Origin of the sequence: Actinacidiphila acidipaludis (genome assembly GCF_019890725.1) — a bacterium.
GTDB classification, from domain to species: Bacteria; Actinomycetota; Actinomycetes; order Streptomycetales; family Streptomycetaceae; genus Actinacidiphila; species Actinacidiphila acidipaludis.
The window spans coordinates 17043-39011 of the sequence record NZ_JAINZZ010000069.1 but is presented as its reverse complement, the minus strand read 5'-3'; the positions used below and the strand labels follow the sequence as shown (position 1 = coordinate 39011).

The window sequence follows — 21969 nt, the reverse complement described above, 5'->3', positions numbered from 1 at the left end:
CCGCACATCCGACAACTTCAACGGCCGCCGCATCACCTCCGCGGACCGAATGATGTTCTCCAACTCCAGCGCACCGTCCTCACCACCGGCCATCGACGGACGCAGACTCATCATGTCCACATTCGGCGTCACACCACCAGGCGTCCCCACCGTGACCTCGTGCCCGGCCTCGGTCACCTTCTTGTACGGCATCGCGAACTCCTCGGCCCAATACCCCGTGGCATACCGCGTCCCGTCCTTGAGAACCCAGTACCTCGCGCCCGTGACGATGAAGAGTATTTTCGCCATTATTCTCAGCCTCCTGGCTGCACTCCGAACCATGGCGGACCCAACCGATCTCAGCGTAGGCAAAGACCGCAGGTGCCGCATGTGGGGGAATGCGGTACGGAATGCCGGGCGGCGCGACGAGAAGGCAGCCACATACCCGTTTCCGTAGTGCCGTTGGGGCCGCGGGCCGGTCCGCCGATGACCGGCGATCGCTCGGCGGGAGAAAGGGAGAAGACATGCCGCCGCGGTCACCGAGAGCGTTCACCCATGCACATTGCGCCCATATGCGCGGCGGGCGCGGGTCATTCAGCCGGGGTGTCCCCGGCCTCCCAGCGCAGCAGGTCGCCCGGCTGGCACTCGAGCACCTCGCAGAGCGCGGCGAGCGTCGCGAAACGTACGGCCTTGGCACGGCCGTTCTTGAGGACGGCCAGGTTGGCGGGCGTGATCCCGACGCGGTCCGCGAGCTCGCCCACGGACATCTTCCGCCTGGCCAGCATCACGTCGATGTCGACCGCGATCGGCATCAGATCACCTCGTCCAACTCGGCCTGCATCCGCGCCGCTTCGACGTCGCGGGCGACGGCCTGGGCGAGCAGCATCCGCAGCACGAGCACGATGAGCGCGACTCCCAGGATGGCCACGCCGATCCCGCCCATGATGAGGGTGACCCCCGGGTCGTCCCGCTGGCCGGGCGCGTTCACGGCCGTGACCGCGAACCAGGCGAGCGCGGCCGCGACGATCGCGCCGATGATGCCGTGCACGTACCGGAAGGCGGCGTGGGAGAACACGGTTCCGCGTCGCACCATCGCCACCAGCCGCCAGACACAGACCAGGGCGACCTGGGCCGTCCCGATGCCCAGGATCGTGATCACGCGCAACGCGGTCAGCGGCAGCCGGCCGTCCTCCGAATCGCTCCCGCTGACCAGCGCCCACACCATCAACGCCTGGACGAACACGGTGCCGGTGAGCACCACCGTGAGCACGGCGCGCAGGGCGCGCACGGTCAGTTGTCCCATGACCCTGCCTTTCCATCGAGTGGCGATGGGAATCTATCGAATGTCGATAGGTGCAGCAAGGGCAGGGGCTCACTCAGAGGGTGCCGGCCTGACGCCAGTCGCGGGTGAGGATGCGCTGGCAGGCTTCGGCGTGGGCGGCGTCGAGCACGACACCGCCCGGCGCGTCCTTGTGCCGGATGGAGATGTAGACGAACGTGTCGCCGAAGAGCCCGTCGTCCCGGAACCGCTCCCACAGGATCGGCTCCCGGCGCTCCAGCATCGCCGTGTCCACGGTGTACACGCACACCCCCGTGATGAGGTCCGCGTCGACGTTGCGGAAGGCGAGGTTCTCGGCCAGCGTGTCGCTGCGGATGTCCTGCGAGCGCAGCAGCTCGCGCAGCCGGGTCGCGTACGGCACGAACCCGGTGCGCTTGCCGTAGAAGAGGTACTGGTAGGTCACACCGCGCCGCACGTTGTCGGTCATCGTGCCGAAGAACGGCCCGGGTTCCGTGGTCCCGTCGGGCGCGACGGTGAGATCGGCGGGCGCCTGACGGGCCATCACCTGCACGCGGGTCGCGCACCCCTCGATGGCCATCGCCTCCGGCTCCGAGATCATGCCGACGGGCCCGGTGTTCTCCGGCGCTCCGACGATCTCCCGGGCCACCCGCTCCACCTGCTGGTGCAGCCGCTGGTTGACCCGCACGATCAGGTCCCGCTGCCGGCCGCTGTGCTCCAGCGACTCCGCCATGGCCCGCATCATCTCCGCGCGCAGTCCGAGCGTGTCCTCCGCCAGGACGGCCGAGGGCGCGCGCTCGCCGTGGACCAGGTAGTCCAGGGACACGTTGAAGAAGTCGGCGATGCGCAGCAGCGTCTCGAAGCTGGGGCGGACCCGCCCGTTGACGTAGTGGGACACCGTCCCCTCGCTGACGCCGATCTGTGACGCGAGTTTTTTTCGCGTCACAGTCGGACTGGAGGAGGTGAGCAGGCTCAGCAGAATCTCGCTGAACTTAACATCGCGGGCGATGGAATCCATAAACGCTCTCCTGGCGACGGAGCGACCGGGACGATCGCCCGCCGGGACTCTTCTGACGAGCCGATACGCTATTCGGGCGACGATTCCGCTCTGGCGGTGAACAAGCGCCACCCCTACGCTACTTGATAGGAAGTACGAAGTCTGCAAGCCAAACTAGCGACAGCCCGGACCAGGTCAAGCGGAGCACCGTATTCCCGCCCGCACCGATAGTCCGGCTACATCCGGCCCGCACCGCGACGGGCCGAGAGGGAACGGTGCAGCGATGGGCAGAGACGTCGTCAGGACCCTCACCGCATGGGAAGTCGGCGCGCTCGGGCACAAGTACAACCTCGCCGACGGCCACGCGGCCCTGCCCTGCGCCGTCGACGACGTGCCGCCCGACCTGCTGCCACGGCTGCAGGCCACCCCGCAGCGCGACCTCGAGGAACGCTTCGTCCGCGCCTTCGGCGCCGCGAGCGGTGAACACCTGAACCGCGACGAACTGGTCATGGTGGCGACCGCCAGCCAGGCCCTCTCCCTGACGTGCCTGTTCCTGGCCCGGGAGGGCATCACGTCCGTCGGCCTGATCGAGCCCGCGTTCGACAGCCTCGCCGACACCGTCCGGGAGCGGAGCCTCACGCCCGTGCCGGTCCCGGAGGACGACGAGGAGATCCTGCGGGCCGTCCGCGACCACGACGCCGTCCTGCTCGTCGTCCCCAACAACCCCACCGGCTGGTCCCCGTCCCCCGCCACCCTCGAGCAGATCCCGGCCCTCGCCGCGCGCTCCGGCTGCACCGTGGTCATCGACCGCACCTTCCGCTTCTACCAGCCGCACACCGACCGCGACGTCACCGCCGTGCTCGGCCGCACCGGCTTCCACTGGATCACCATCGACGACACCGGCAAGACCTGGTCGACCGACGAGTCCAAGGTCGCCCTCCTGCGGTCCTCCTCGCCGCACACCCTCGCCGCGCTGCGCGAGTACGCGGAGGTCGCGATGACCCGCGTGCCGTCGTTCAACCTGCATGTCGTGGCCGAGGCGATCCGGCGGGAGGGCGGCCCCGCCCGCGCCTGCGAGGCGGCGCTGAAGAACGGCCAGGAACTGGACAACGTGCTCCGGCCCCTGGGCTTCACCCCCCGCTCCGCGGATTCCGGCCTGGCGCTCTACCGACTGCCTGACGACTGCCCGCTCACCGGCGCCCAGCTCGCGGACGAACTCCTCGCCGACGGCGTCGCCATCCTGCCCGGCGCGCAGTTCTTCTGGAACACGCCCGCCGACGGCAGATCTCTCATCCGCATCGCACTCGTGCGCCCGCAGAACTACTTCAGCCGCGCGCTGGAGGAGATGCAGCACGGGCTCAGGAGGTCCATGAGGCGATAACGCATCCCGTGCGACGGGCTGCGTCCGCCCGATCCGAAGGGACGATCGTCATGCTCACCCGAAGCCGTCACGACTCCGGTCTCCTGCCGCGGAGACAACTCCGCGCGCGGGCCGCCCGCGGCAGTGATCCGGACCTCACCCCGGGAACGGCGGCCGGCCCGGACCTCACCCCGGGCACGGCGGCCGGAGCCGGAAGCGAGCCCGCGCACGCCGGCGGGCGCGTACCGACACCGGCCATGCGGCCGCCGGAGCACCCCTCCCACGGCCGCCGCCGGGCGAACGCCTACGACCGCTACTCGCTCGTCCTCCAGCTCATCCAGGTGTTCCCGGTGGTCAGCGCGTTCCTGGTGGCGATGATCGCCGACAGCCTGCTCGCGTTCGCGCTGGCGGGAGCAGCCCTCGCGGCGGCGACGGGACTCGTGGTCTGGGCCGAGCGCACCGGACGGCCCTACGGCCTCACCGCCAGCGGCACCGCACCGCCGGGCGACGGCCGGATCGAGCGCCGGATCCTCCTCGGCGCACCGGGACGGCCCCCGGGCGCCTTAGCCGACCCCGCCGACGCCCCCGACGGCGACCCCGCCGCACAGGACGACACCGTCAGCCTCCTGATCTCCCTGCACCACGGCACCACCACCGAGCACGTGATCCTCCACGTAGCCCTCCCCCACCCCCGCGGTGAGCGGCCCACCCCCGAGTAACCGCAGCCCCGTCCCCGAGCGGAACCGAACCGGTCGTGCCGAACGGCTACCGCTGACGCCCGCGACGCGCTACACGTGCTGCAGTCGAAACACGGTCGCAGACAGGGGCGTCGATGGACCTGATCCGGTTGCTCGTCGTGCTCGCCGTGGCCGCCGCGGCCTGCACGGGATGGCGCCTGTTCCGCTACCCGGGCGGCTGGGCCTATGCCTTCAGCCGGTCCCACGCCGCGGACCGGGCGGACCTCGACCAGGCACGGCACCGGGCCGGCGAACTGGACCGGGCGTCGAAGAAGGAACGCAAGGAAGCCCGGCGGCAGTTGGAACGCGAGCGGCAACGGCACCACCAGCGCCTCCGCGCCATCGAGCAGCGGATCGACCGGCTGCGCGAACCCCCGCGCGGCACCGCGGTCACCTCGTTCGGCGGCCTCACCCTCCACGCGCACAGCGTGACGGTCGACGGCCGCGAGATCCCGCTGGCGGGCCTGAAGTTCCGCGTCGAACACACCAAGCACCACCACGCCCTGCACGTCACGCAGCCCGGCGGGCGCGTCCGCGTCCAGCGCTATCCGCGCGCCGACCACGACGAGGACGCCGTCCGGCGCTTCGCCGTCCTGCTGGAGGACGCCGCGGCCGACGAAAACGCCTTCCGGCTGCGCTGCGACGCACAGTTGGCGGAAGCCGCGGAAGAACTGGCCCGGGCCCAGGGCGACACCCGCGCCCAGGACGAGGCGCGGGCCCGCATCACCGAGATCGAGCAACGCCAGGCCCGCGACACCCGCCGCCACACCGCGCAGAAGGAACTCGACGCGGCCCGCGACCGCTGGCACGACCTCACCGGCCGCCGCCCCCGCTGACCGGACGCCCGCGACGCACGAGGTCGTCGACCCGTGCTGCAGCGGCTCCCACGGTGGGCGCCACCCAGCCGATGGCCTGTCATCACATCACCGGAATCCCCAACTGGGCGCGCCACTTCCATGCCAGAGTCAGGCACGTCTTCCCTTCCGGCCGCATCCCCGAGTCAGCTAGGCAGCCGAAAACGCAGGCTGACCAGATCGTCGGCGGGCGGAGTCCCTGCGCGCTTGGCCGAGACGCCGATCCATTGTCGCGCCGGGACAGTTCACCTCGCCAGCTCTGTGGCAGCTCCGGGCGCCGGCTATGGCCAGACTTCGACTCTTCGAGTCATTGCGGTCCGCGTACGGGATCTTGAGGCCGCGAATAGTCCATGGCAGGCTCATCCCGCATGATCGATGAGTTCGCGAAGGACAATCTGCGCGGGAGACTGCGACGAGACCGCGAGGCGCTGCTCTGGAAGCTCGACGGCCTGTCCGAATACGACGCCCGCCGCCCCTTGACGGCGACCGGGACCAACCTCCTCGGCCTGGTCAAACACATCGCCTGCGTCGAGGCCCGGTACTTTGGCGAGGTCTTCGACCGCCCTTCCCCGGAACCGCTGCCCCGGTGGCAGGACCACGACGGCAGCGATATGTGGGCGACTGAGGACGAGACCCGCGATCAGATCATCGAGTCCTACCGGCGCACGTGGGAACACTCGGACGCGACCGTCAACGAGCTTCCCCTCGACGCCCCCGGCCACGTGCCGTGGTGGCCGGAGCCTCATTCCAACACGAACCTGTTCGCCGTCATGGTCCACGTCCTCGGCGAGACCAACCGGCACGCCGGGCACGCCGACATCCTGCGCGAAGCCGTCGACGGCAGAACCGGGATGCGCCCCGAACACGAGAAGCCGATCGATGAGGAAGCCCGCGCCGCCTACTACGCGAAGATGGAGCTTGCCGCCAGATCGGCCGCGTCCGTCAAGGCATAGAGGGTTGGGCCACGTGACGCGCAAGGTGGCGGGACCGCTCCGCGTGACGAGCGGGCGGTGTTCACCGCCGCCTCACTGTCCGGTACGAGCGAAAAGGCGGTCACGTCCCCGCCTTCCCCGGCCTCGCCGCAGCCCTCGAAAAGACCGGCGGGTGCGCGCTCGGCCCGTTAGGCCGCGTGCGGGTTTGCGGCGCGGCGGGAGGCGGGAGACGCTGAGTACGGGGGCGACGGCGGTCGCACCGCCGGCGGTCGTATGACCGGAGGATGGCGATGATCTCTCCCTACAACCCCTACGACTTCCTGCAGCCGCTTCCCGAGTTCTCCGTGACCTCGGAATCCGTGGGCGACGGCGAGCGGCTGGCCCTGGAACAGGCGAGCGGGATCCTGGGAGCGGGCGGCTCGGACGTCTCCCCCGAGCTGAGCTGGTCCGGATTCCCGCCCGAGACCAGGAGTTTCACCGTGGCGATGTACGACCCCGACGTGCCCACCGCGTCCGGCTTCTGGCACTGGGCCGTGGCCAACCTGCCCGCCACCGTGTCCGAACTCCCCGCGGGAGCCGGCGACGGCAGCGAACTCCCCAGCCCCGCCGTGACGTTGGTCAACGACGCCGGCCACCGCCGCTATCTCGGCCCGGCGCCGCCCCCGGGCAACGGCCCGGACCGCTACTTCCTCGCGGTCCACGCCGTCGACGTCGAGGAGCTGGACATCACCGACACGACGACCCCCGCCTTCGTGGACTTCCAGCTCTTCACCCACGCCATCGCCCGGGCGACGATGTACGGCACGTACGAGCGGTGAGGGAGCGCTGAGGGCCGCGGCGATGGGGGGCCGTCGCCCGCGTTCCCCCGTGCGGTTCCGGCTGCCTCGCCGGCTCCCCCGGAAGCGCTTGCACCTGTTATTTGCCGCGCACTCGAGGCATCCACCCGGCCGGCCCGACACTCGGGCACCCGGGGGCCGCCCACCGCCGCACCCACTAGACATCCGACCCGTTGCGGGCAGCGCACCCTCGGCCCGAACGAGCCTGCCTGTCATACCCGTTGACGCCACCCGGGGCAGGTGTCAGGCTGCGGCAGTCATCGGATGTATCGGCTCCCTGCGGGTGGCCCGTGGGGTCAACGGTTCCCGGAGTACGCATGAGATGGATGTCCTCGGCAGGCAGGGTCCTTCGGTCGGCTGTGGCCCTCGGACTGGTCAGCGCGGGAGCGCTGGGCGCCACGGCCGCCCCCGCGCGGGCCGCGGGTGACGTCGGTGAAGCGGGCGGCACGGCGGTGCTGTGGGCCTCGCCCGACGGCCGCGGCGCCGCCTGCGCCGCGCACAACCCCTGTTCCCTGACCACGGCGCAGACCGAGGTGCGGACCCTGGAGCGCGGGTCGCACCCGGGTGACGTCCGGGTCGAACTCCTCGGCGGCGCCTACCGGTTGGGCACGACCTGGACGTTCGGCGCGGAGGACTCCGGGACGCCCGGCCACCCCGTGGTGTGGGAGGCGGCGCCGGGCGCGCGGCCGGTGATCTCCGGTGCCGCTCGGGTGACCGGCTGGAAGGAGGTGGGCCACACCGGCGTGTGGTCCGCGCACGTCCCCCGCGACAGCGCCACCCGTCAGCTCTACGTCGACGGCAAGGAGGCCCCCGTCGCCCAGGCCACGCCCGCCGCGCTGCACTTCGCGGGGAACTGGTCCGGTTCGGCCACCGGCTACGACCTCGCGAAGGACCCCACGGCCCTGGCCTGGTTCAGCGGCCTGAGTCAGGACGCGCTCGCCCGCGTCGAGTTCGACTACCCCGCCGGCAACGGCGCCTGGACGGACTCCGAGTGCGGTGTCGCCGGGATGTCCGGCAGCACCCTGGTGATGGACCAGCCCTGCTGGAAGAACGTCACCGACATCGCGCCCTTCAGCCAGGGCACCGGCGGCCTGCCCTCGATGCCGACCTCGCAGCTCCCCGACACGATCCGGAACGCGCGCGGCCTCCTGGCGCCCGGCCAGTGGTACCTGGACGCACCCGGGAACCCCTCCGACAGGGGGTCGGCCGCGACGCTCTACTACGCCCCGCCCGCGGGCGGGCAGATGACCGGCCTCGACGTCGAACTCCCCCGGCTGGAACGGCTGGTGCAGGGCGCGGGCAGCCTCGCCCGACCGCTGCACGACATCACTTTCGCGGGCCTCCAGTTCTCCTACGCGACCTGGAACGCCCCGTCGCTGCCGACCGGTTTCGCGGACGTGCAGAGCAACCTGCGCCGCACCGGCGACAACAACCAGGGCCTGTGCACCTTCTCGGACCCCGCCGGAAGCTGTCCGTGGGGCGCGCTCACCCAGCCGCTGGCCAACGTGGCGTTCAGCGGAGCCAGCAGGGTGTCGGTCACCGGGAACCGTTTCGTCGGCCTCGGCGGCGCCGGCCTGAGCTTCATGTACGGCGGCACCCACAACACGGTGGACGGCAACGAGTTCACCGCGATCGCGTCCACCGCGCTCTCCCTCGGCTGCACCTACGATCCGACGCCGACCAGCACACCCGCCCCGCTGATCGAGGCGAACTGCACCCCCGATCCGGACCTGGTCCGGGGCGACGCCGTCGGCGAGAACGAGATCCTCGACCACACCACGGTGTCTGACAACGTTATCCACGACGTCGGCACCGACTACCGGTCGGCCTGCGGCATCACCCTGCTCTTCAGCCGGCACACGACGATCACGCACAACGAGCTGTACGACCTGCCCTACACCGGCATCACCGCCGGAGTCGTCCAGGGCCACGTCGACGACGCCGACCACCCGCAGAACTCCGTCAACGTCAACGCCGACAACACGCTCAGCGACAACCTGATCTTCGACGTCATGCAGGTCCTGGACGACGGCGGGGCCATCTACATGGAGGGCCACCAGGCCCAGTACGTCTACGCCGCGGACGGCACGATCGACCGGGCCGCGACGCTCGCCAACGGCCTGCACGTCACCGGCAACGTGGTCTACAACGACGGCTCGCGCTTCAACGCCTTCTACGACGACGCCGGTTCGGAGTGGATCGGCTTCAGCGGCAACGTCGAGTTCCATCCCCTGACCTCACTCGGCGCCCAGGGCGGCTGCTCGTCCACCGGCCACTTCCAGGTCACCGGCAACTGGTTCTCCGACGCCGCGGGCAGCTACATCTGCAACGGGCCCGTCGACTCCCGGATCAGCGGCAACCACGTCATCCCCGCCTCGCCCGGGCCGGACGACGTGCCGCTCACCGTGCTGGCGAACGCCGGGGTCACCGGCGCCCACCAGGCCGTTGCCGCCGGGGTGCCGCTGCGCACCGGCTACGTCTCGGCGCCCGCGACCGTCGCCGGCTCCACGGCGGACCGAGTGCTCATCGCCGGCGCGGGCTTCTCGGCCGCCACGCCGGTGTACTTCGGCGCCCGGCGCGCCGACGACGTCCGCGTGCTCTCCCCCGGCTTCCTGGTCGCCACCGTCCCCGCCGGAGCGGACGGCACGGACGTCACCGTCGGCCCGTACGTTCCCCGGCCGGTGATCACCAGTCCCGTGCGCGGCGCCACCGGTCTCGGCGCGTCGCTCGCGGTGCGGGGCACGGCGGTCGCGGGCAACACCGTCACGGTCGACGACGCGGGCCGGACCGGCTGCACCGCCACGGCCGCCCAGGACGGCACCTGGACCTGCGCGCTGGACGGTCTCCCGGCCGGGCAGCACGCCCTGACCGCCGTCCAGACCGACCGCGACGGCGTCTCCTCCAAGACGTCGGCGGCCGTCCTGGTCTACGTCGGCACTCCGCCGCCCAGCGCCCGTGTCAACGACACCGACGCCTCGATCGCCTACTCCGGCTGGGACTACCTGGACAACCGCGGCTTCGGCGACCTGGACGACGACGTCCACTACGCCACGGCGAACGGCAGCAGCCTGAGCTCCACGTTCATCGGCACCGGCGTCACGGTGTTCGGTGAGGAGTACACCGACCAGGGCGACATCAGCGTCTCGGTCGACGGCGGCCCGGCCGTCGTCGTCGACACGGTGCCGGCGGACGGCGCACGTCACGCCGACGCGCCCGTCTGGACCAGCGGCGCCCTTCCCCCGGGTGTGCACACCGTCGTGGTCACCAAACTCTCCGGCTCCTACGCCACGTTCGACGGACTGGAGATCGACAACGCGGCGACGCAGTAGTCGCCGCCCTGACCCACACACCCGCACAGACCGAGCCTCCGTGCGGCGGTGGACCTTCACCCGCCGCACGGAGGCTCCTTCATGCTCACGGACCGCGGCGGGCGGACACCGCTGGTCGTCGTCCACCCCATGGGAAACGCTTGCACCCGTTATTGCCAGGGACATGCCTGGGCCCGGGAGCGCCGGGAGCGGCCCGCCACGGACGCCGGGGGCGCCCGCGCCACGACGGGTCACCGTTGACGGAGGTCACGGTCCGCCCTAGCGTCGAATGCCGTACGTCGAACATCGCCCACTCAACGACGTGTTGAGCGTCGTGCTCTGCCCGCTGCGGGTCGCCCGTCCGTCCTCCCCCGCCGGGGCGGCGGACGCCGGACCGCATCACTCCCGACGGAGAAAGGGTCGACGATGACCGACCACCCCCCACGCAATGCCCTGCGCCCGGCACTCCGGCGCTGCCGCCGCGTCCTCCTCGCGCTCGGCGGCGCCCTGGCCCTCACGCTGGGACTGCTCGTCGGCACGAGCGGGCCGGCCCACGCCGCCGGCACCCTGCCCTGCGACATCTACGGTGACGCCGGCACCCCGTGTGTGGGCGCCTTCAGCACGGTCCGCGCCCTCTACTCCTCGTACGACGGGAACCTGTACCAGGTGCTGCGCGTGCGGGACGACGCGGCGCTGGACATCGGCGTGCTCTCGGCCGGCGGCTACGCCGACGCCTCGGCCCAGAACGCCTTCTGCACCGGCGCCGTGTGCGTCATCACCAGGATCTACGACCAGTCGCCGCGGCACAACGACCTGACGATCGCCGGCGCCGGCACCGCCGGTGCGGCGAACGTCGGCGCGATGGCGAACGTCCTGCACGTCACGGTCGCCGGGCACGCGGTGTACGGCGTGTACGTGCAGCCCGGTGTGGGGTACCGGCACGCCCGGGCGGCGGGGGTCGCCACCGGCGGGCAGCCGGAGGGGATGTACATGGTGACCAGCGGTACCCACACCATCCGGGACTGCTGCTTCGACTTCGGCAATGTCGAGGCCGCGGAGAACGACACGGGCGCCGGTCACATGGACGCGCTCAACATCTCCCCGATCACGGCCTGCAATCCGTGCCACGGAAGCGGGCCGTGGGTCCAGGCCGACCTGGAGAACGGCATCTTCCAGGCGGACACCAACGCGCACAGCGTCAACGGCGGCAACCCGAGCGCCTTCGTGACGGCCCTGCTCAAGAACAACGGGCAGACGAGCTTCGCGCTCCAGGGCGGCGACTCCCGGTCCGGCGGCCTCACCACCTGGTGGAACGGCGCCCTGCCCCCGGGGTACGCGCCCATGCACCAGGAGGGCTCGATCGTCATGGGCACGGGTGGCGACAACAGCAACCGGTCGGGCGGCTCGTTCTTCGAGGGCGCGATCACCGCGGGCTACCCCTCGGACGCCGCGGACAACTCCGTGCAGGCGGACATCGTGTCGGCCGGTTACGCGGGCGACACCGCCGCCGTCGCGCCGTCGACGATCTCCGCGCCCGGCGGGACGTGCGTGGACGTCGCCGGGGACGACGTCTCGGGCGACCGTGCCGCCGTCCAGCTCTGGGGCTGCCAGAGCTACGCGGCCGACCAGCACTGGGTGCACGAGGCCGACGGGTCGCTCAGCACGCTGGGCCGCTGCCTGGACATCAACGGCAACGGCACGGCGGCCGGCACGCAGGTCGAGTTGTGGGACTGCAACGGCGTCGGCGGCCAGAAGTGGGTGCAGCGCTCCGACGGTTCGCTCGTCAACCCGCAGTCCGGCCGCTGCCTGGACTCGCCCAGCGGCGCCACCGCCAACGGCACCCGGCTGCAGATCTGGGACTGCAACGGCACTGCGGCGCAGCAGTTCACCGTCGGCGGCGGGGGCATGGTCGCCGGTCCCGCCGCCAAGTGCCTGGACATCTCGGCCGACGACGTCGGCGGCAACGGCGCGGCGGCCCAGCTCTGGGACTGCCAGTCCTACGCGCTGGACCAGCACTGGGTGCACACGTCCAGCAACCGGCTGACCACCCTGGGCCGTTGCCTGGACATCGCGGGCAACTCCACGGCGCAGAACGCGCTGGTGCAGTTGTGGGACTGCGGCTCGGCCGGTGGCCAGGTGTGGGTGCAGCAGTCCGACGGCTCGCTGCTCAACCCGCAGTCCGGCCGCTGTCTGGACGCCACGAACGGCGCGACGGCCAACGGCACCCGGCTGCAGATCCACGACTGCAACGGCACGGCGGCGCAGAAGTTCGCGCTGAGCTGACCGGGCCGCGCCCGGCGCGCGCCCACGTCCTGCGGCCCCGGCCGGCACCCCAGGTGCCGGGACCGGGGCCGCGGTTCAGCGGGCGGCGCCGGCGGGGACGCGCTGGGCCGCGTTGACGGCGGCGTGCAGCAGGAGGCGGGAGGGCAGTCCCATGCCGCCGGCGTCGGCCGCGGCGAGCAGCGCGGGAGCGGCGAGGCCGGCGAGGGCGCGCAGCACGCGCGCGGTGTCCGGCGTGGGCGCCAGGTCGGGGAGGACGATACGGAGGGTGACGCGGAGGGTCATGCTCGGCTCCGGCGGTGGTTCGCGGAGGTGACGCGCGGGGCTGGCGTGTCGGGGACGCTTCCAGCGAAAGCGAGGAAGCGGAAGCCCGGCTGTTCTCCGGGCTTCCTGCGGGTGAACGGCGGGTGCACACCAGGGTGCGGGCGGCGGGCGGGGCGGCCCGGGCCGCGGGACGGCCCGCCCGGCCCGCGGCCGGGAGGGCTCAGCCTTCGGTCGCGGGCCTGAAGCGCTCGATCAGGCGGGGCGCGAGGGCGGCGGCGACGGTGGCCGTGGTGGAGCAGGTCGCGACCGTCGTCCAGGCCACGGGCCCGAGCGGTGTGCAGCCGAAGAAGTGGCTGACCCCGGGCGTCTGGATGACGGTGACGAGCGCGGCCGTCGAGATCGCGGCGGTGGCCACCACCAGGGGGCTGTGCCAGTCGGTGATGAGGGTCTGGCCGAGCTGGGTGCCGACCAGGGCGGCCAGGCCCATGGTGCCGGCCCGGGCGGCGCGTCCGGTCATCCGGCCGGTCTGCCAGGCTCCGGCGGCGCCGAGCGTGGTGGTGGCGCCGCGTACGGCCAGCACCCGGGCGAGTTCGGCTCCGAGCAGGGCGGGGACGGGTCCGCCGGCGAGCGGGTCCTCGCCGGTCTCGGGTGTGCGGGCGGGCGCCAGCGCGACGGCCATGGCGGGCAGCATGTCGGTGAACATGTTGACCAGCAGCAGCTGACGGGTGCCCAGGGGCGCGCGTCCGGACAGGGCGGTGCCCAGCACGGTGAAGGCCACCTCGCCGGCGTTGCCCCCGACGAGGATGCCGACCGCGTCGCGGACGCTGCGCCACAGGGTGCGGCCTTCGAGGAGCGCGTCGAGGAGGCGGCCCGGGTCGGGATCGGTCAGCACGAGGTCGGCGGCGGCCCGTGCCGAGGTGGAGCCGTGCGCGGTCAGGCCGATGCCGACGTCGGCCAGCCGGATCGCGGCCGCGTCGTTGACGCCGTCACCGGCCATCGCGACGACGTGCCCGGCGCGCTGGAGATCCTGGACGATGCGGACCTTGTGTTCCGGGGACACCCGGGCGAAGACGGCGGTGCGGGAGACCCGGTCGACGCGGTCGCGGTCGGAGAGGGTGTCCAGTTCGGGGCCGGTCAGCACGGTGTCCGCCTGCGGGATGCCCAGATCGCGGGCGACCGAGGCGGCCGTGGCGGGATGGTCCCCGGTGATCATGGCGACCCGGACCCCGGCGTCGGCGAGCCGTTTGACGGTCTCGGCGGCGCTGGGCCGGGGGGTGTCGGCGATGGCGAGGAAGCCGATGAGCGTGAGGTCCCGGGCCAGCTCGGAGAGGTCGTCGTCCGGGTCCGGCAGCCGGCCGGGCAGACCCTCCGCGACGGCCAGGACGCGCAGTCCGTCGTCGGCGAGCCGCCGCACCAGGGCGTCGGCGGCCTTGCGGCGGGCCGGCCCGAACGGGACGCGGTCCGCCCGCTCGTCGTCCGCCAACGCTGAGCCGCCGGAGCCGGTGGCCGGGGAGGACGGGACGGCGGCCGGGCTTTCGCCGGAGCCGGTGGCGGTGACCGAGGTGCAGCGGGCCAGCACGGTCTCCGGCGCGCCCTTGACGGCGAGGCGGACCCGCCCGGCCTCGGTGCCCGCGGACGCCGAGTAGCCGCGGCTGGCCTCGAAGGGCAGCTCGGCGGTCAGCTCCCAGTTCCGGTCGGGCGGGCAGTGCGCGGCCGCGGCGTCGAGCACGGCCCGGTCGGTGGCGTGGGTGACGACACGGTCGCCGGTGGTCTCGGGGCAGGCGCGGGCGGCGGTGCGCAGCAGGCGCCGGCCGGCGGCGCCGTCCGGGTCGAGGTCGCAGTCGAGGCCGGCCAGGCGGGTCACGGCGAGCTGCCCGAGCGTGAGGGTCCCGGTCTTGTCGAAGCAGACGACGTCGACGCGGCCGAGTGCCTCCAGCACGCGGGGAGCGCGGGTCAGCACGCCCTTCTGGGACAGGCGGCGGGCCGCGGCGGACTGCGCGACGGTGGCGACCAGCGGCAGTCCCTCGGGCACGGCGGCGACCGCGACGGCCACTCCGGAGGCGAGTGCCTCACGCACCGGCACGCCGCGCAGCATGCCGAGGAGGGTGACGGCGGCGCCCCCGACGCCGACGGCCGGCAGGGCGGTCCTGGTCAGCTCGGCCAGGTGGCCCTCGATGCCGGTCGGGACGGTCGCCGCCCCGGCCATGTCGGCGGCGCGGCCCGCCTCGCTCTGCGCGCCGGTGGCGACGACGACGGCGTAGCCGGTCCCGGCGAGCACGGTGCAGCCCTGGTAGACCATGCAGGACCGGTCCGCGAGGTCGGCGCCGGGGGTGGCCGCGGGGTCCTTGACGACCGGCGCGGCCTCTCCGGTCAGGCTCGCCTCGTCGAGTTCGAGGCGGTCGCACACCAGCAGGCGCGCGTCGGCCGGCACGATGTCGGAGGGGCGCAGTGCGACGATGTCGCCGACGTGGAGGTCCTGGACGGGGACGGTGTCCTCGTCGGCGCCGGTGAGGCCGGCGAAGAAGGCGTCCCGGTCGAGGGAGCCGCCCTCGTCCGGCGGCATCCAGGCGACCCGCCGGGCGGTCGTCCGCTGGGTCAGCAGCAGTGCGCGCAGGGCCCGTTCGGCCCGGGCCCGCTGTGCCCCGCTGATCACGGCGTTCCCGGCCATGACGCCGCCGACGAGGGTGGAGTCGATGGTGGATCCGACGGCGGCGGAGGCGGCGGCGCCCAGGGCGAGCACGGGTGTCAGCGGGTCGCGCAGCTCTTCGCGGACCGCCGTCGCCAGCTGGCCGGCGCCGCGGGCGGCCGAGCGCAGCCCGGTGGCCCCGGCCGCGAACCGGGCCGCCGCCAGGACAGCGCCGCGGGTCGCGGCGGCCGCGCTCCTGCCGGGCGCCTGCCCTTCCGTCATGCGCGTGGCGGCGTCCGGCCGGGGCAGGACGCCGAGCGTCTCGCGCGCCCCGAGAGCGTGCCAGGTGCCGCGGACACGGCGCGGCGGCAGCGGGCGCCGAGCGAGGCCGCGGGCGGCGCGCAGCGCGCCGAGCTGCGCGAGGAACGCCGCGCCGTAGACCGGGGAGGTCGTCAGGCCGAGCATGCTGCGGCGCCGTCCGGCGGCGGCGATCAGCGCGCCGAGGGCGGAGCCGCCCATGGACAGGTGCGCGGACCGGCCGCTGATCCGGTGGGCCTCGTCGAGGGCGACCAGCACACGCCAGACCTGCTCGACACCGGGCCCGCAGATCAGGTCGGCGGACCAGCACGGGTGGCTCGGCACGCCCGGCCCGGGCAGGACGCCCACGCCGACGTCCGCCGCCGCCAGGGCGTGGTCGTCACCGGTGCTGACCACCAGCACGACCTCGCCGTCCCGCTGCAGCCGCCGGACCTCGTCGGCCGCCGAGCCGCCGGCGGGCAGTACGCGGTCGGCCCAGGGCAGCAGTTCGCCCGCGCCTGCGTGCTCGGTGAGCAGCAGGCGGCGGCCGCCGGAGCGGGCGGCGCCGACGAGGGCGTCCGCGAGCGGGTCGAGGTCGCAGCCGGCCAGGACCCGGCCCTGGCGGTCGCCGTCCGCGTCGTAGAGGTCCAGCGGCATCCCGGCGGGGTCCTCGGGCCGCCGGTCCTGGGTGCCGGGGGCGCGCCGGAGCTGCCGGCCGCCGGCCGTCCAGGGCCCCTTGTGCGCGAGTTCCGCCACCGAGCGCCCGGTGAGCACGTTGTGCGCGGCGCTCCAGACCTCGGCCTCGTCCAGGTCACCGGTGGACGTCGCGGCCAGCAGCCGGGGGCGGGAGGCGCACAGCACGGCGGAGTCGATGACGACGGCCGTCACCCGGTCGAGCACGCGCAGCGCCTCGGCGTCCATCGGCACCGCGCCGCCGCCGGCCAGGTCGCGGCCGAGCAGGGCGCTGAACGCCTCGCGGCCCATGCCCGCCGCCTTGGGGACGGTCGCCAGGATCGTCCGGGCGGCCGATTCGACGCTGCCGGTGTAGGCGAGCAGGCCGCCGGCGCCGAGCAGGGCGGCCAGCGAGGTCCGCTCGCCGCACTTCTCCACCGGGCCGGCGGGCAGCGGCACGGGCCGGGCGGGCCGTTCCCCGATCGTGGGCGGCAGACCGTCGCCGGCTGCGACCAGCTCGTGCTCCCGTCGTGCCCACACCCCCTGACGTGCCCGGATCTCGGCGAGCTGCCAGACGCGTTGCACGGCGTCGAGGGCGACGGGCGCCACACCGTCGGTCAGGGCGTGCACGGCGGCGCTGGACACGCCGAGCACCACAGCGGCGTGCGGCTTGCCCAGCCGGTTCTCGACCAGGCGCCGCAGCCGGGGGTGGGACTCCGTCATCACCACCGGGAGCCGCAGCACGGCGGGGAAGGCGGGCAGCGGCGCGACCTGCCGGGCCGCGGCGACGCCCAGTGCCAGGCAGTCGGCGACCAGGGCCGCCTTGGCCAGCGCGGCGGGCGCGGTGTGGTACGGGGGCATCGGGCCGAGGCCGCGGAAGGGCTCGTCGCCCGTGCCGTGGGCCTCCTCCAGTTCCGCCACCACGTCGAGGACCTCGTCGATGCGGGTGTCGTCCTCGCCGATGTCGACGACCACCTGGCCGAGGACGGCGTTGACCTCCGCCCAGCGCACCCCTTCCACCGCGCGGACGGCCGCGGTGAGTTCCCGGCTGAGCCGTTCGTGGCACTCGCCCCGTCCGGTCAGGCCCCGCACCTCGATGTGGGCGCGGCCCGTGCGCCGCCACACCCGCCGCCGGCCGCGGCGCTGCCCGGCGTCGGCCAGGACGGCCGCGGCTTCCGCGAGGTCGCCCGGCACGCTGCGCAGCGCCCGCTGCGTGGCGCGTCCGCAGTTCCGGGCCGTGGCGGTGGCGTCGCGCACGGCGCCGCCCAGCGCTCCGACCGGCGCGGCCACCAGGCCGGCCACCTGCGGCACGAGTCCGCTCAACGACACCAAGGCAACTCCCGCAGTACCGGGCCCGAGGCCACCACGCACGGGACGCGTCCGGTCAGGACCCGGCCACCGCGTGCGTCACAAAGAGAACATTAGGTGACTCAATCGGATAATGAGCAGATAACACCCCCAGAGGGGTTCCCACGGAGCCGGCAGAAGGGTCACAGCCATGACGACCGCACCGCAGCGGAGCCGCCAGACGGCGAAACGAGCCGCCAAGACGACGGCGAAGTCACCCAAAAGCGCGGCACGCGGCCGGGCTTCCGGCACCACGACGACGCGGAGCACCAAGGGGCAGGGCAAGGCCGCGAGCGGCGCCGCCCACCACGACCACGACGTGACCATCACCATCCCCGTCGACAGCGCGGCGAGCGCCGTCGGCAAGGTCGTGTCCCTGCCGGTCGTGGCGGCCCAGCGGATCCTTCCCTCCGCGGGCGGGCTGCCGCTGTACGTCGGCCTGGGCGCCCTGGGCATCGCCGGGGTGCTGGAGTGGCCGGTGGCGGCCGGCATCGGCGTGGGCTACGCCGTACTGCGCCACGGCGGCCCCCTCAACCCCCGCCACGAGGACAAGGCCGGCGAGTAGCGGCGGCGCCCAGGCACTCCGCAGCATGCGCCTTCCGACGGCCGGAGGCCACGACGGACCGGGCATCAGCCCTCGTCTTCGGTCCGAACCGCGCGGCCTCGGATCCGTACCGCATCCGTGCGGGCCGGGGACGCGCGAAGGACACGGCTGTCAGGCCGTGACCAGGCCGAGGGGCAGCCGGGCGAGGACGGCCATGGCGGACGCGCTGTCGAAGTGGAGCAGTTCGATGGACCGGGCGACCGTGTCGACCACCTTCGGGCTTCGCCCCGTTGTGAGCTCGCTCTCCCACTGTCCGTTGGTCTGACTCACGCAGAAGTAGGCGCACAGCGTCGAAACGCACGTCAGATAGGCAGCGGCGTTCGCCGCCAGTGCGTTGCCCGTGGGGCCGAAGGCGCCGATCTCCCGTGCGGCCTGGTCGACAGCCGCGATCAGGTCGTCCCGGCCGACGGCTTCCGCGATGGCCTGTGACGAGCGAAGGCTCGCGACCATCAACGTCGCGTCGGTGTCCTTCGCCTTCGCGGTCAGGGCCTCGCAGATGCCGACCGCCTTCTGCCGCAGCACGGACGCCGCGACTTCCGCCACGGGGACCGCCGTGTCCGCGGACCGGCGGACCCGAACGCACTGACGGGCGGCCCTGATGAGATCGCGCGGGACTCCGCCGCTCAGGGCGTGGCAGAGCAGCACCAGGGGGTCGGGAAAGTCCACGACGCGGCGCTTGAGCAAGTCACGGGACTCTTCGATGCTGAAGCGCTCGATGGGGGTGATCGTGTCGAACGACGAATCAAAGGCGTCTCGCAACGGCACTCCCCGCAGCGAGAAGTTGTGCAGCGCGTCCTCCGACACCGAGACGAGGAAGTGCACACCCGGTATGTGCAGCAGGTCCTTGACGCCGTTGACAAACGCGAGCGCGTCCTGCGGGTCGTCCATCTTGTCCAGCTCGTCCAGCGCGATGACGATCTGGCGCGGCGAACTGCGTGCGTACGCATTGACGAACTTCTTGAATTGGGCGACCAGTTCGGGATGCGTGAGTTCGCGTTCCGACAGTTCGACCTGCTCTTCGTCCTCCATCGTCAGAAATTTCACGGCGAAGGTGTTCTTCGAGGTCGACTGCCGCGTGGCGATGAACTGCAGGCTGCGAAGAGCGTTCTCCGCGAGTCGGCGTTCCCGCACTTCGTATGCCGGGCGCCCGAGATCGCGGACCAGCGCGGACGGACGCGAGCGCATGGCCGCCACGACGGCGACCACACCGGCGGCGGCGAGCAGGCCTCCGGGTATGTCCACCAGCTTGATCGGAAAATGATGCGTCGTCCGACCGTAGACGATCAGCAGAATGCCACCCCAGAAGAATGCGGCACCGACGAGAAAGCGCATCGATCGGACCCGGGATCGCCTGACGCGGGCCCTGTGCTCGTCCTCGTCCTGCAGTCCGTAGCTGGTCTGGACTGCCGTCGCCACCTCGTTGAACAAGACCCGGAAGAAGTCGGCCGCCGAGTACTGCACGGGGACAGGCAGGTACACGCCGAGATAGTTCTCCGGATCGTGGGAGCTCACGTACTGCATGAGCGTCGACTTCCCCACCCCGCGCGGACCGCTGATGCCGATCGCGGACGTGTCGTGTTCCTTGATGAAGTCGAGAACGTCACGGGCCGAGGCGGAAGGCACCACGTCGGACGAGTCGAGCTCCACCAGACTGGGAGCCTGAGCACTGTCGAGCACGGCGAGTTGGGCACGGTCCACCACGGCGTGTTCGTTGAGCACCGTCGAGATCAGTGCTTCCATCTCGAGCTGGAGAGCGACTGCGTAGCGATCCTCTGCGCTGGCCAGGATTGCGCGCGCGTATATGTGTGCCTGCGCTGTCGGTTGACGCCGGAGGCGGCTGAACACCGTCAGGGTGATCGCCACCATCAGCACGCCACCGCTGAACCACCAGTTCTTCTCGCGGTAGATCGGAAGCCACTGCAGATGCCCATGGCTCAGCGCCGCGAGCACATAGACGGCACAGGCGGCGTACGCAAGAACGCAGAGCCCGGCAAAGGCCAGGTTTCCTGCTCCCCGAGCGGAGATCCGCCGTCGGACGTGGAAAAGGCCGTGGTAGGCGTTCTCCCACTCGGTGTGGGGGGCCTGCACCGAGGACAGCGTGAGCCTGGCCCCGACCTCGCTCACCACTTCGTCGCTCGGCCGCGGATCCATCGGGGCCGCCGCCTTCTCCAGCGCTTCCTTGACCAACGCCTCAGAGCGCAGCTGCATCTCCCGGCGCTCACCGGATGCGAGGGAGAAGGCAGTGCGGAGAGGGGGTGAAGTGTCCATGGTGACTCGCAGCGATGTGGTCCTGAGCGGACCAGGATTATGACACTGCCTCGTCCCCGGGGTGGCCGATTCCCCCAGGACGCGCAGCCGCCCCGGTGGCCGGCGCGGCAATGGTCACGCGAGCTTCCGGGGCGGGTGCGCGGCGCCCTCACGCAGGAGGTCCGGCGCCGACGTCAGGCCAGTCCCACGATCAGGGCATCTGCCACTTCTGGTTCGACGTCCCGTAGCACGTCCACACCTGGATGACGGTGCCCGCGGCCGTTCCCTTGTCCTTGGCGTCCGCGCACAGGTCGGGCTGGACCTCGACCAGGTCGTAGGACGGCTTGAGGACGAACGCCTGCGTGCTGTGCCGGGAGGACGAGCAGTTCTCCAGCCGCAGCACGGCGCCCTCCTGGTCGGAACCGGCGACGTCCAGGCACATCGTGCCGGCGAAGTCGCGGGCGGTGCCGTCCGAGGGGAACGTCCAGCCCTGCGACGGGTCGCTCTTGTCGCAGTCCGCCAGGACGACCACCGTGCCCGGGTTCCGGGACCCGCCCTGGCCGGCCAGGCAGCGCTTGGAACCCATGTTGACGATCAACGCGCCCTGGAACGTGATGGGTTTGGCCGGCGGCTTGGCCGGGGGCTTCGGCGTGCTGCCGCCGGTCCCGGAGCTCTGCTGCGTGCTGCCGGTGCTCACCGGCGGCGGGGCGGCGGGCTGCAGCGGCTGGTTCCCGCCGGCAGGCGTACCGCCCGTGACGGGCTGCCGGCCGGCCGGTGGCTTGGCCGGCGAGGTCGTGCCCGGTGTCGTGGTGGCGGTGGTGGCCCCGCGGCTCGGCGAGCCCGTGGCGGAGGGGTGCGCGGCCGTGGTGTGCCCCAGCGGCTCGGTGGCGGCGACCGAGGCGTGGCCGTCGCTGCCGAAGTGCGAGACGCCGGCGGCCAGCCCGACGCCGACCACCGCGATGCCGACGACACCGGCGAGGGCCACCGCCACCCGGCGTCCGGGCTTGAGGAACCGGGCGCCGGAGAAGTGGTGCTGCCGCGCGAAGCCCGCCGCGAAGGAACCGCCGGGCGAGATGGCGTAGGCGGGGTCGTCCGCGTCCCCGGAGGCCGCGGCCGCGCCCGGAAGAGGCTCGGCGGCGGGGCCGGACTCCTCCGGCAGCGGCTCGTCGGCCTGCGGCAGCGGCTCGTCGGCCGACGCGGAGCCCTCGGGGGGCAGCCGCTCGTCGGCGGAGGTGCTGTCGGAGGCGGGCGGCCGCTCGGGACCGTCGGGGCGGGAGGGGGAGGTCATGGCGGGGAATCTCTCCGGTGCGTCGGGCGTCGCCGGCGGGGACG

Annotated in this window: 16 protein-coding genes; 8 read left to right on the top strand and 8 right to left on the bottom strand. The window is 72.7% G+C overall.

All coding sequences use genetic code 11. The annotated features are described in order from the left end of the window. The 4 genes from K7862_RS32515 to K7862_RS32500 form a co-directional block, all read right to left on the bottom strand. A partial coding sequence (locus K7862_RS32515) for a type 1 glutamine amidotransferase family protein (RefSeq protein WP_504740066.1) occupies positions 1–288 on the bottom strand: 288 nt, incomplete at its 3' end. A gap of 281 nt (positions 289–569) precedes the next feature. Then, a complete protein-coding gene (locus K7862_RS32510) occupies positions 570–791 on the bottom strand; it encodes a helix-turn-helix domain-containing protein (RefSeq protein WP_222968549.1) in 222 nt (73 codons plus the stop codon). Continuing rightward, positions 791–1282: a DUF2975 domain-containing protein gene (locus tag K7862_RS32505; RefSeq protein ID WP_222968548.1), complete on the bottom strand. Its 492-nt coding sequence runs from the start codon at positions 1280–1282 to the stop codon at positions 791–793. Before K7862_RS32505 ends, K7862_RS32510 begins: the two co-directional genes overlap by 1 nt. Positions 1283–1355: 73 nt before the next feature. Further along, positions 1356–2294 carry a helix-turn-helix domain-containing protein gene (locus K7862_RS32500; RefSeq protein WP_222968547.1) on the bottom strand — a complete coding sequence of 313 codons (939 nt, stop codon included), beginning with the start codon at positions 2292–2294 and terminating at the stop codon, positions 1356–1358. A gap of 262 nt (positions 2295–2556) precedes the next feature. On the opposite strand from K7862_RS32500, the gene K7862_RS32495 reads away from it, so the two are divergent. The 7 genes from K7862_RS32495 (at position 2557) to K7862_RS32465 (ending at position 12583) form a co-directional block, all read left to right on the top strand. Further along, positions 2557–3654, top strand: a complete 1098-nt coding sequence (locus K7862_RS32495) for a pyridoxal phosphate-dependent aminotransferase (protein WP_222968546.1) — start codon at positions 2557–2559, stop codon at positions 3652–3654. Positions 3655–3704: 50 nt separating this feature from the next. Next, positions 3705–4352, top strand: coding sequence for a hypothetical protein (locus K7862_RS32490; protein WP_222968545.1), 648 nt, complete (start codon positions 3705–3707; stop codon positions 4350–4352). A 113-nt stretch (positions 4353–4465) separates the two neighbouring features. After that, complete coding sequence (locus K7862_RS32485) at positions 4466–5206, top strand: hypothetical protein (RefSeq protein WP_222968543.1); 741 nt, start codon at positions 4466–4468, stop codon at positions 5204–5206. A gap of 386 nt (positions 5207–5592) precedes the next feature. Beyond that, complete coding sequence (locus K7862_RS32480) at positions 5593–6177, top strand: DinB family protein (protein WP_222968542.1); 585 nt, start codon at positions 5593–5595, stop codon at positions 6175–6177. Positions 6178–6446: 269 nt separating this feature from the next. Continuing rightward, positions 6447–6974 carry a YbhB/YbcL family Raf kinase inhibitor-like protein gene (locus tag K7862_RS32475; protein ID WP_222968551.1) on the top strand — a complete coding sequence of 176 codons (528 nt, stop codon included), beginning with the start codon at positions 6447–6449 and terminating at the stop codon, positions 6972–6974. Between the two features lie 377 nt (positions 6975–7351). Continuing rightward, positions 7352–10321, top strand: a complete 2970-nt coding sequence (locus tag K7862_RS32470) for an Ig-like domain-containing protein (protein ID WP_222968541.1) — start codon at positions 7352–7354, stop codon at positions 10319–10321. A 405-nt stretch (positions 10322–10726) separates the two neighbouring features. Continuing rightward, positions 10727–12583: an arabinofuranosidase catalytic domain-containing protein gene (locus K7862_RS32465; protein ID WP_222968540.1), complete on the top strand. Its 1857-nt coding sequence runs from the start codon at positions 10727–10729 to the stop codon at positions 12581–12583. A 75-nt stretch (positions 12584–12658) separates the two neighbouring features. Here K7862_RS32465 and K7862_RS32460 read toward each other — a convergent pair whose 3' ends face one another. Both K7862_RS32460 and K7862_RS32455 read right to left on the bottom strand, forming a co-directional pair. Continuing rightward, positions 12659–12865 (bottom strand): hypothetical protein, encoded by a 207-nt coding sequence (locus tag K7862_RS32460; RefSeq protein WP_222968539.1) that lies wholly within the window; start codon positions 12863–12865, stop codon positions 12659–12661. 199 nt (positions 12866–13064) lie between these two features. Next, positions 13065–17768, bottom strand: coding sequence for an HAD-IC family P-type ATPase (locus tag K7862_RS32455; RefSeq protein ID WP_372461711.1), 4704 nt, complete (start codon positions 17766–17768; stop codon positions 13065–13067). A 169-nt stretch (positions 17769–17937) separates the two neighbouring features. On the opposite strand from K7862_RS32455, the gene K7862_RS32450 reads away from it, so the two are divergent. Next, on the top strand, positions 17938–18351 hold the full coding sequence (locus K7862_RS32450; protein ID WP_222968538.1) for a hypothetical protein: 414 nt from the start codon (positions 17938–17940) through the stop codon (positions 18349–18351). Between the two features lie 150 nt (positions 18352–18501). Here the strand turns inward: K7862_RS32450 and K7862_RS32445 are convergent, their stop codons facing one another. Together K7862_RS32445 and K7862_RS32440 are read right to left on the bottom strand one after the other, a co-directional pair. Beyond that, positions 18502–20598 (bottom strand): P-loop NTPase fold protein, encoded by a 2097-nt coding sequence (locus tag K7862_RS32445; RefSeq protein WP_222968537.1) that lies wholly within the window; start codon positions 20596–20598, stop codon positions 18502–18504. A gap of 250 nt (positions 20599–20848) precedes the next feature. Further along, on the bottom strand, positions 20849–21925 hold the full coding sequence (locus K7862_RS32440) for an RICIN domain-containing protein (protein ID WP_222968535.1): 1077 nt from the start codon (positions 21923–21925) through the stop codon (positions 20849–20851). Positions 21926–21969: the final 44 nt, after the last annotated feature.

Bases quoted from the DNA above. Each gene is read 5' to 3' on its own strand.
- K7862_RS32500 (WP_222968547.1), bottom strand. From the start codon at position 2,294: ATGGATTCCATCGCCCGCGATGTTAAGTTCAGCGAGATTCTGCTGAGC.
- K7862_RS32505 (WP_222968548.1), bottom strand. From the start codon at position 1,282: ATGGGACAACTGACCGTGCGCGCCCTGCGCGCCGTGCTCACGGTGGTG.
- K7862_RS32450 (WP_222968538.1), top strand. From the start codon at position 17,938: ATGACGACCGCACCGCAGCGGAGCCGCCAGACGGCGAAACGAGCCGCC.
- K7862_RS32510 (WP_222968549.1), bottom strand. From the start codon at position 791: ATGCCGATCGCGGTCGACATCGACGTGATGCTGGCCAGGCGGAAGATG.
- K7862_RS32475 (WP_222968551.1), top strand. From the start codon at position 6,447: ATGATCTCTCCCTACAACCCCTACGACTTCCTGCAGCCGCTTCCCGAG.
- K7862_RS32495 (WP_222968546.1), top strand. From the start codon at position 2,557: ATGGGCAGAGACGTCGTCAGGACCCTCACCGCATGGGAAGTCGGCGCG.
- K7862_RS32490 (WP_222968545.1), top strand. From the start codon at position 3,705: ATGCTCACCCGAAGCCGTCACGACTCCGGTCTCCTGCCGCGGAGACAA.
- K7862_RS32480 (WP_222968542.1), top strand. From the start codon at position 5,593: ATGATCGATGAGTTCGCGAAGGACAATCTGCGCGGGAGACTGCGACGA.
- K7862_RS32440 (WP_222968535.1), bottom strand. From the start codon at position 21,925: ATGACCTCCCCCTCCCGCCCCGACGGTCCCGAGCGGCCGCCCGCCTCC.
- K7862_RS32465 (WP_222968540.1), top strand. From the start codon at position 10,727: ATGACCGACCACCCCCCACGCAATGCCCTGCGCCCGGCACTCCGGCGC.
- K7862_RS32485 (WP_222968543.1), top strand. From the start codon at position 4,466: ATGGACCTGATCCGGTTGCTCGTCGTGCTCGCCGTGGCCGCCGCGGCC.
- K7862_RS32460 (WP_222968539.1), bottom strand. From the start codon at position 12,865: ATGACCCTCCGCGTCACCCTCCGTATCGTCCTCCCCGACCTGGCGCCC.
- K7862_RS32445 (WP_222968537.1), bottom strand. From the start codon at position 20,598: ATGCAGCTGCGCTCTGAGGCGTTGGTCAAGGAAGCGCTGGAGAAGGCG.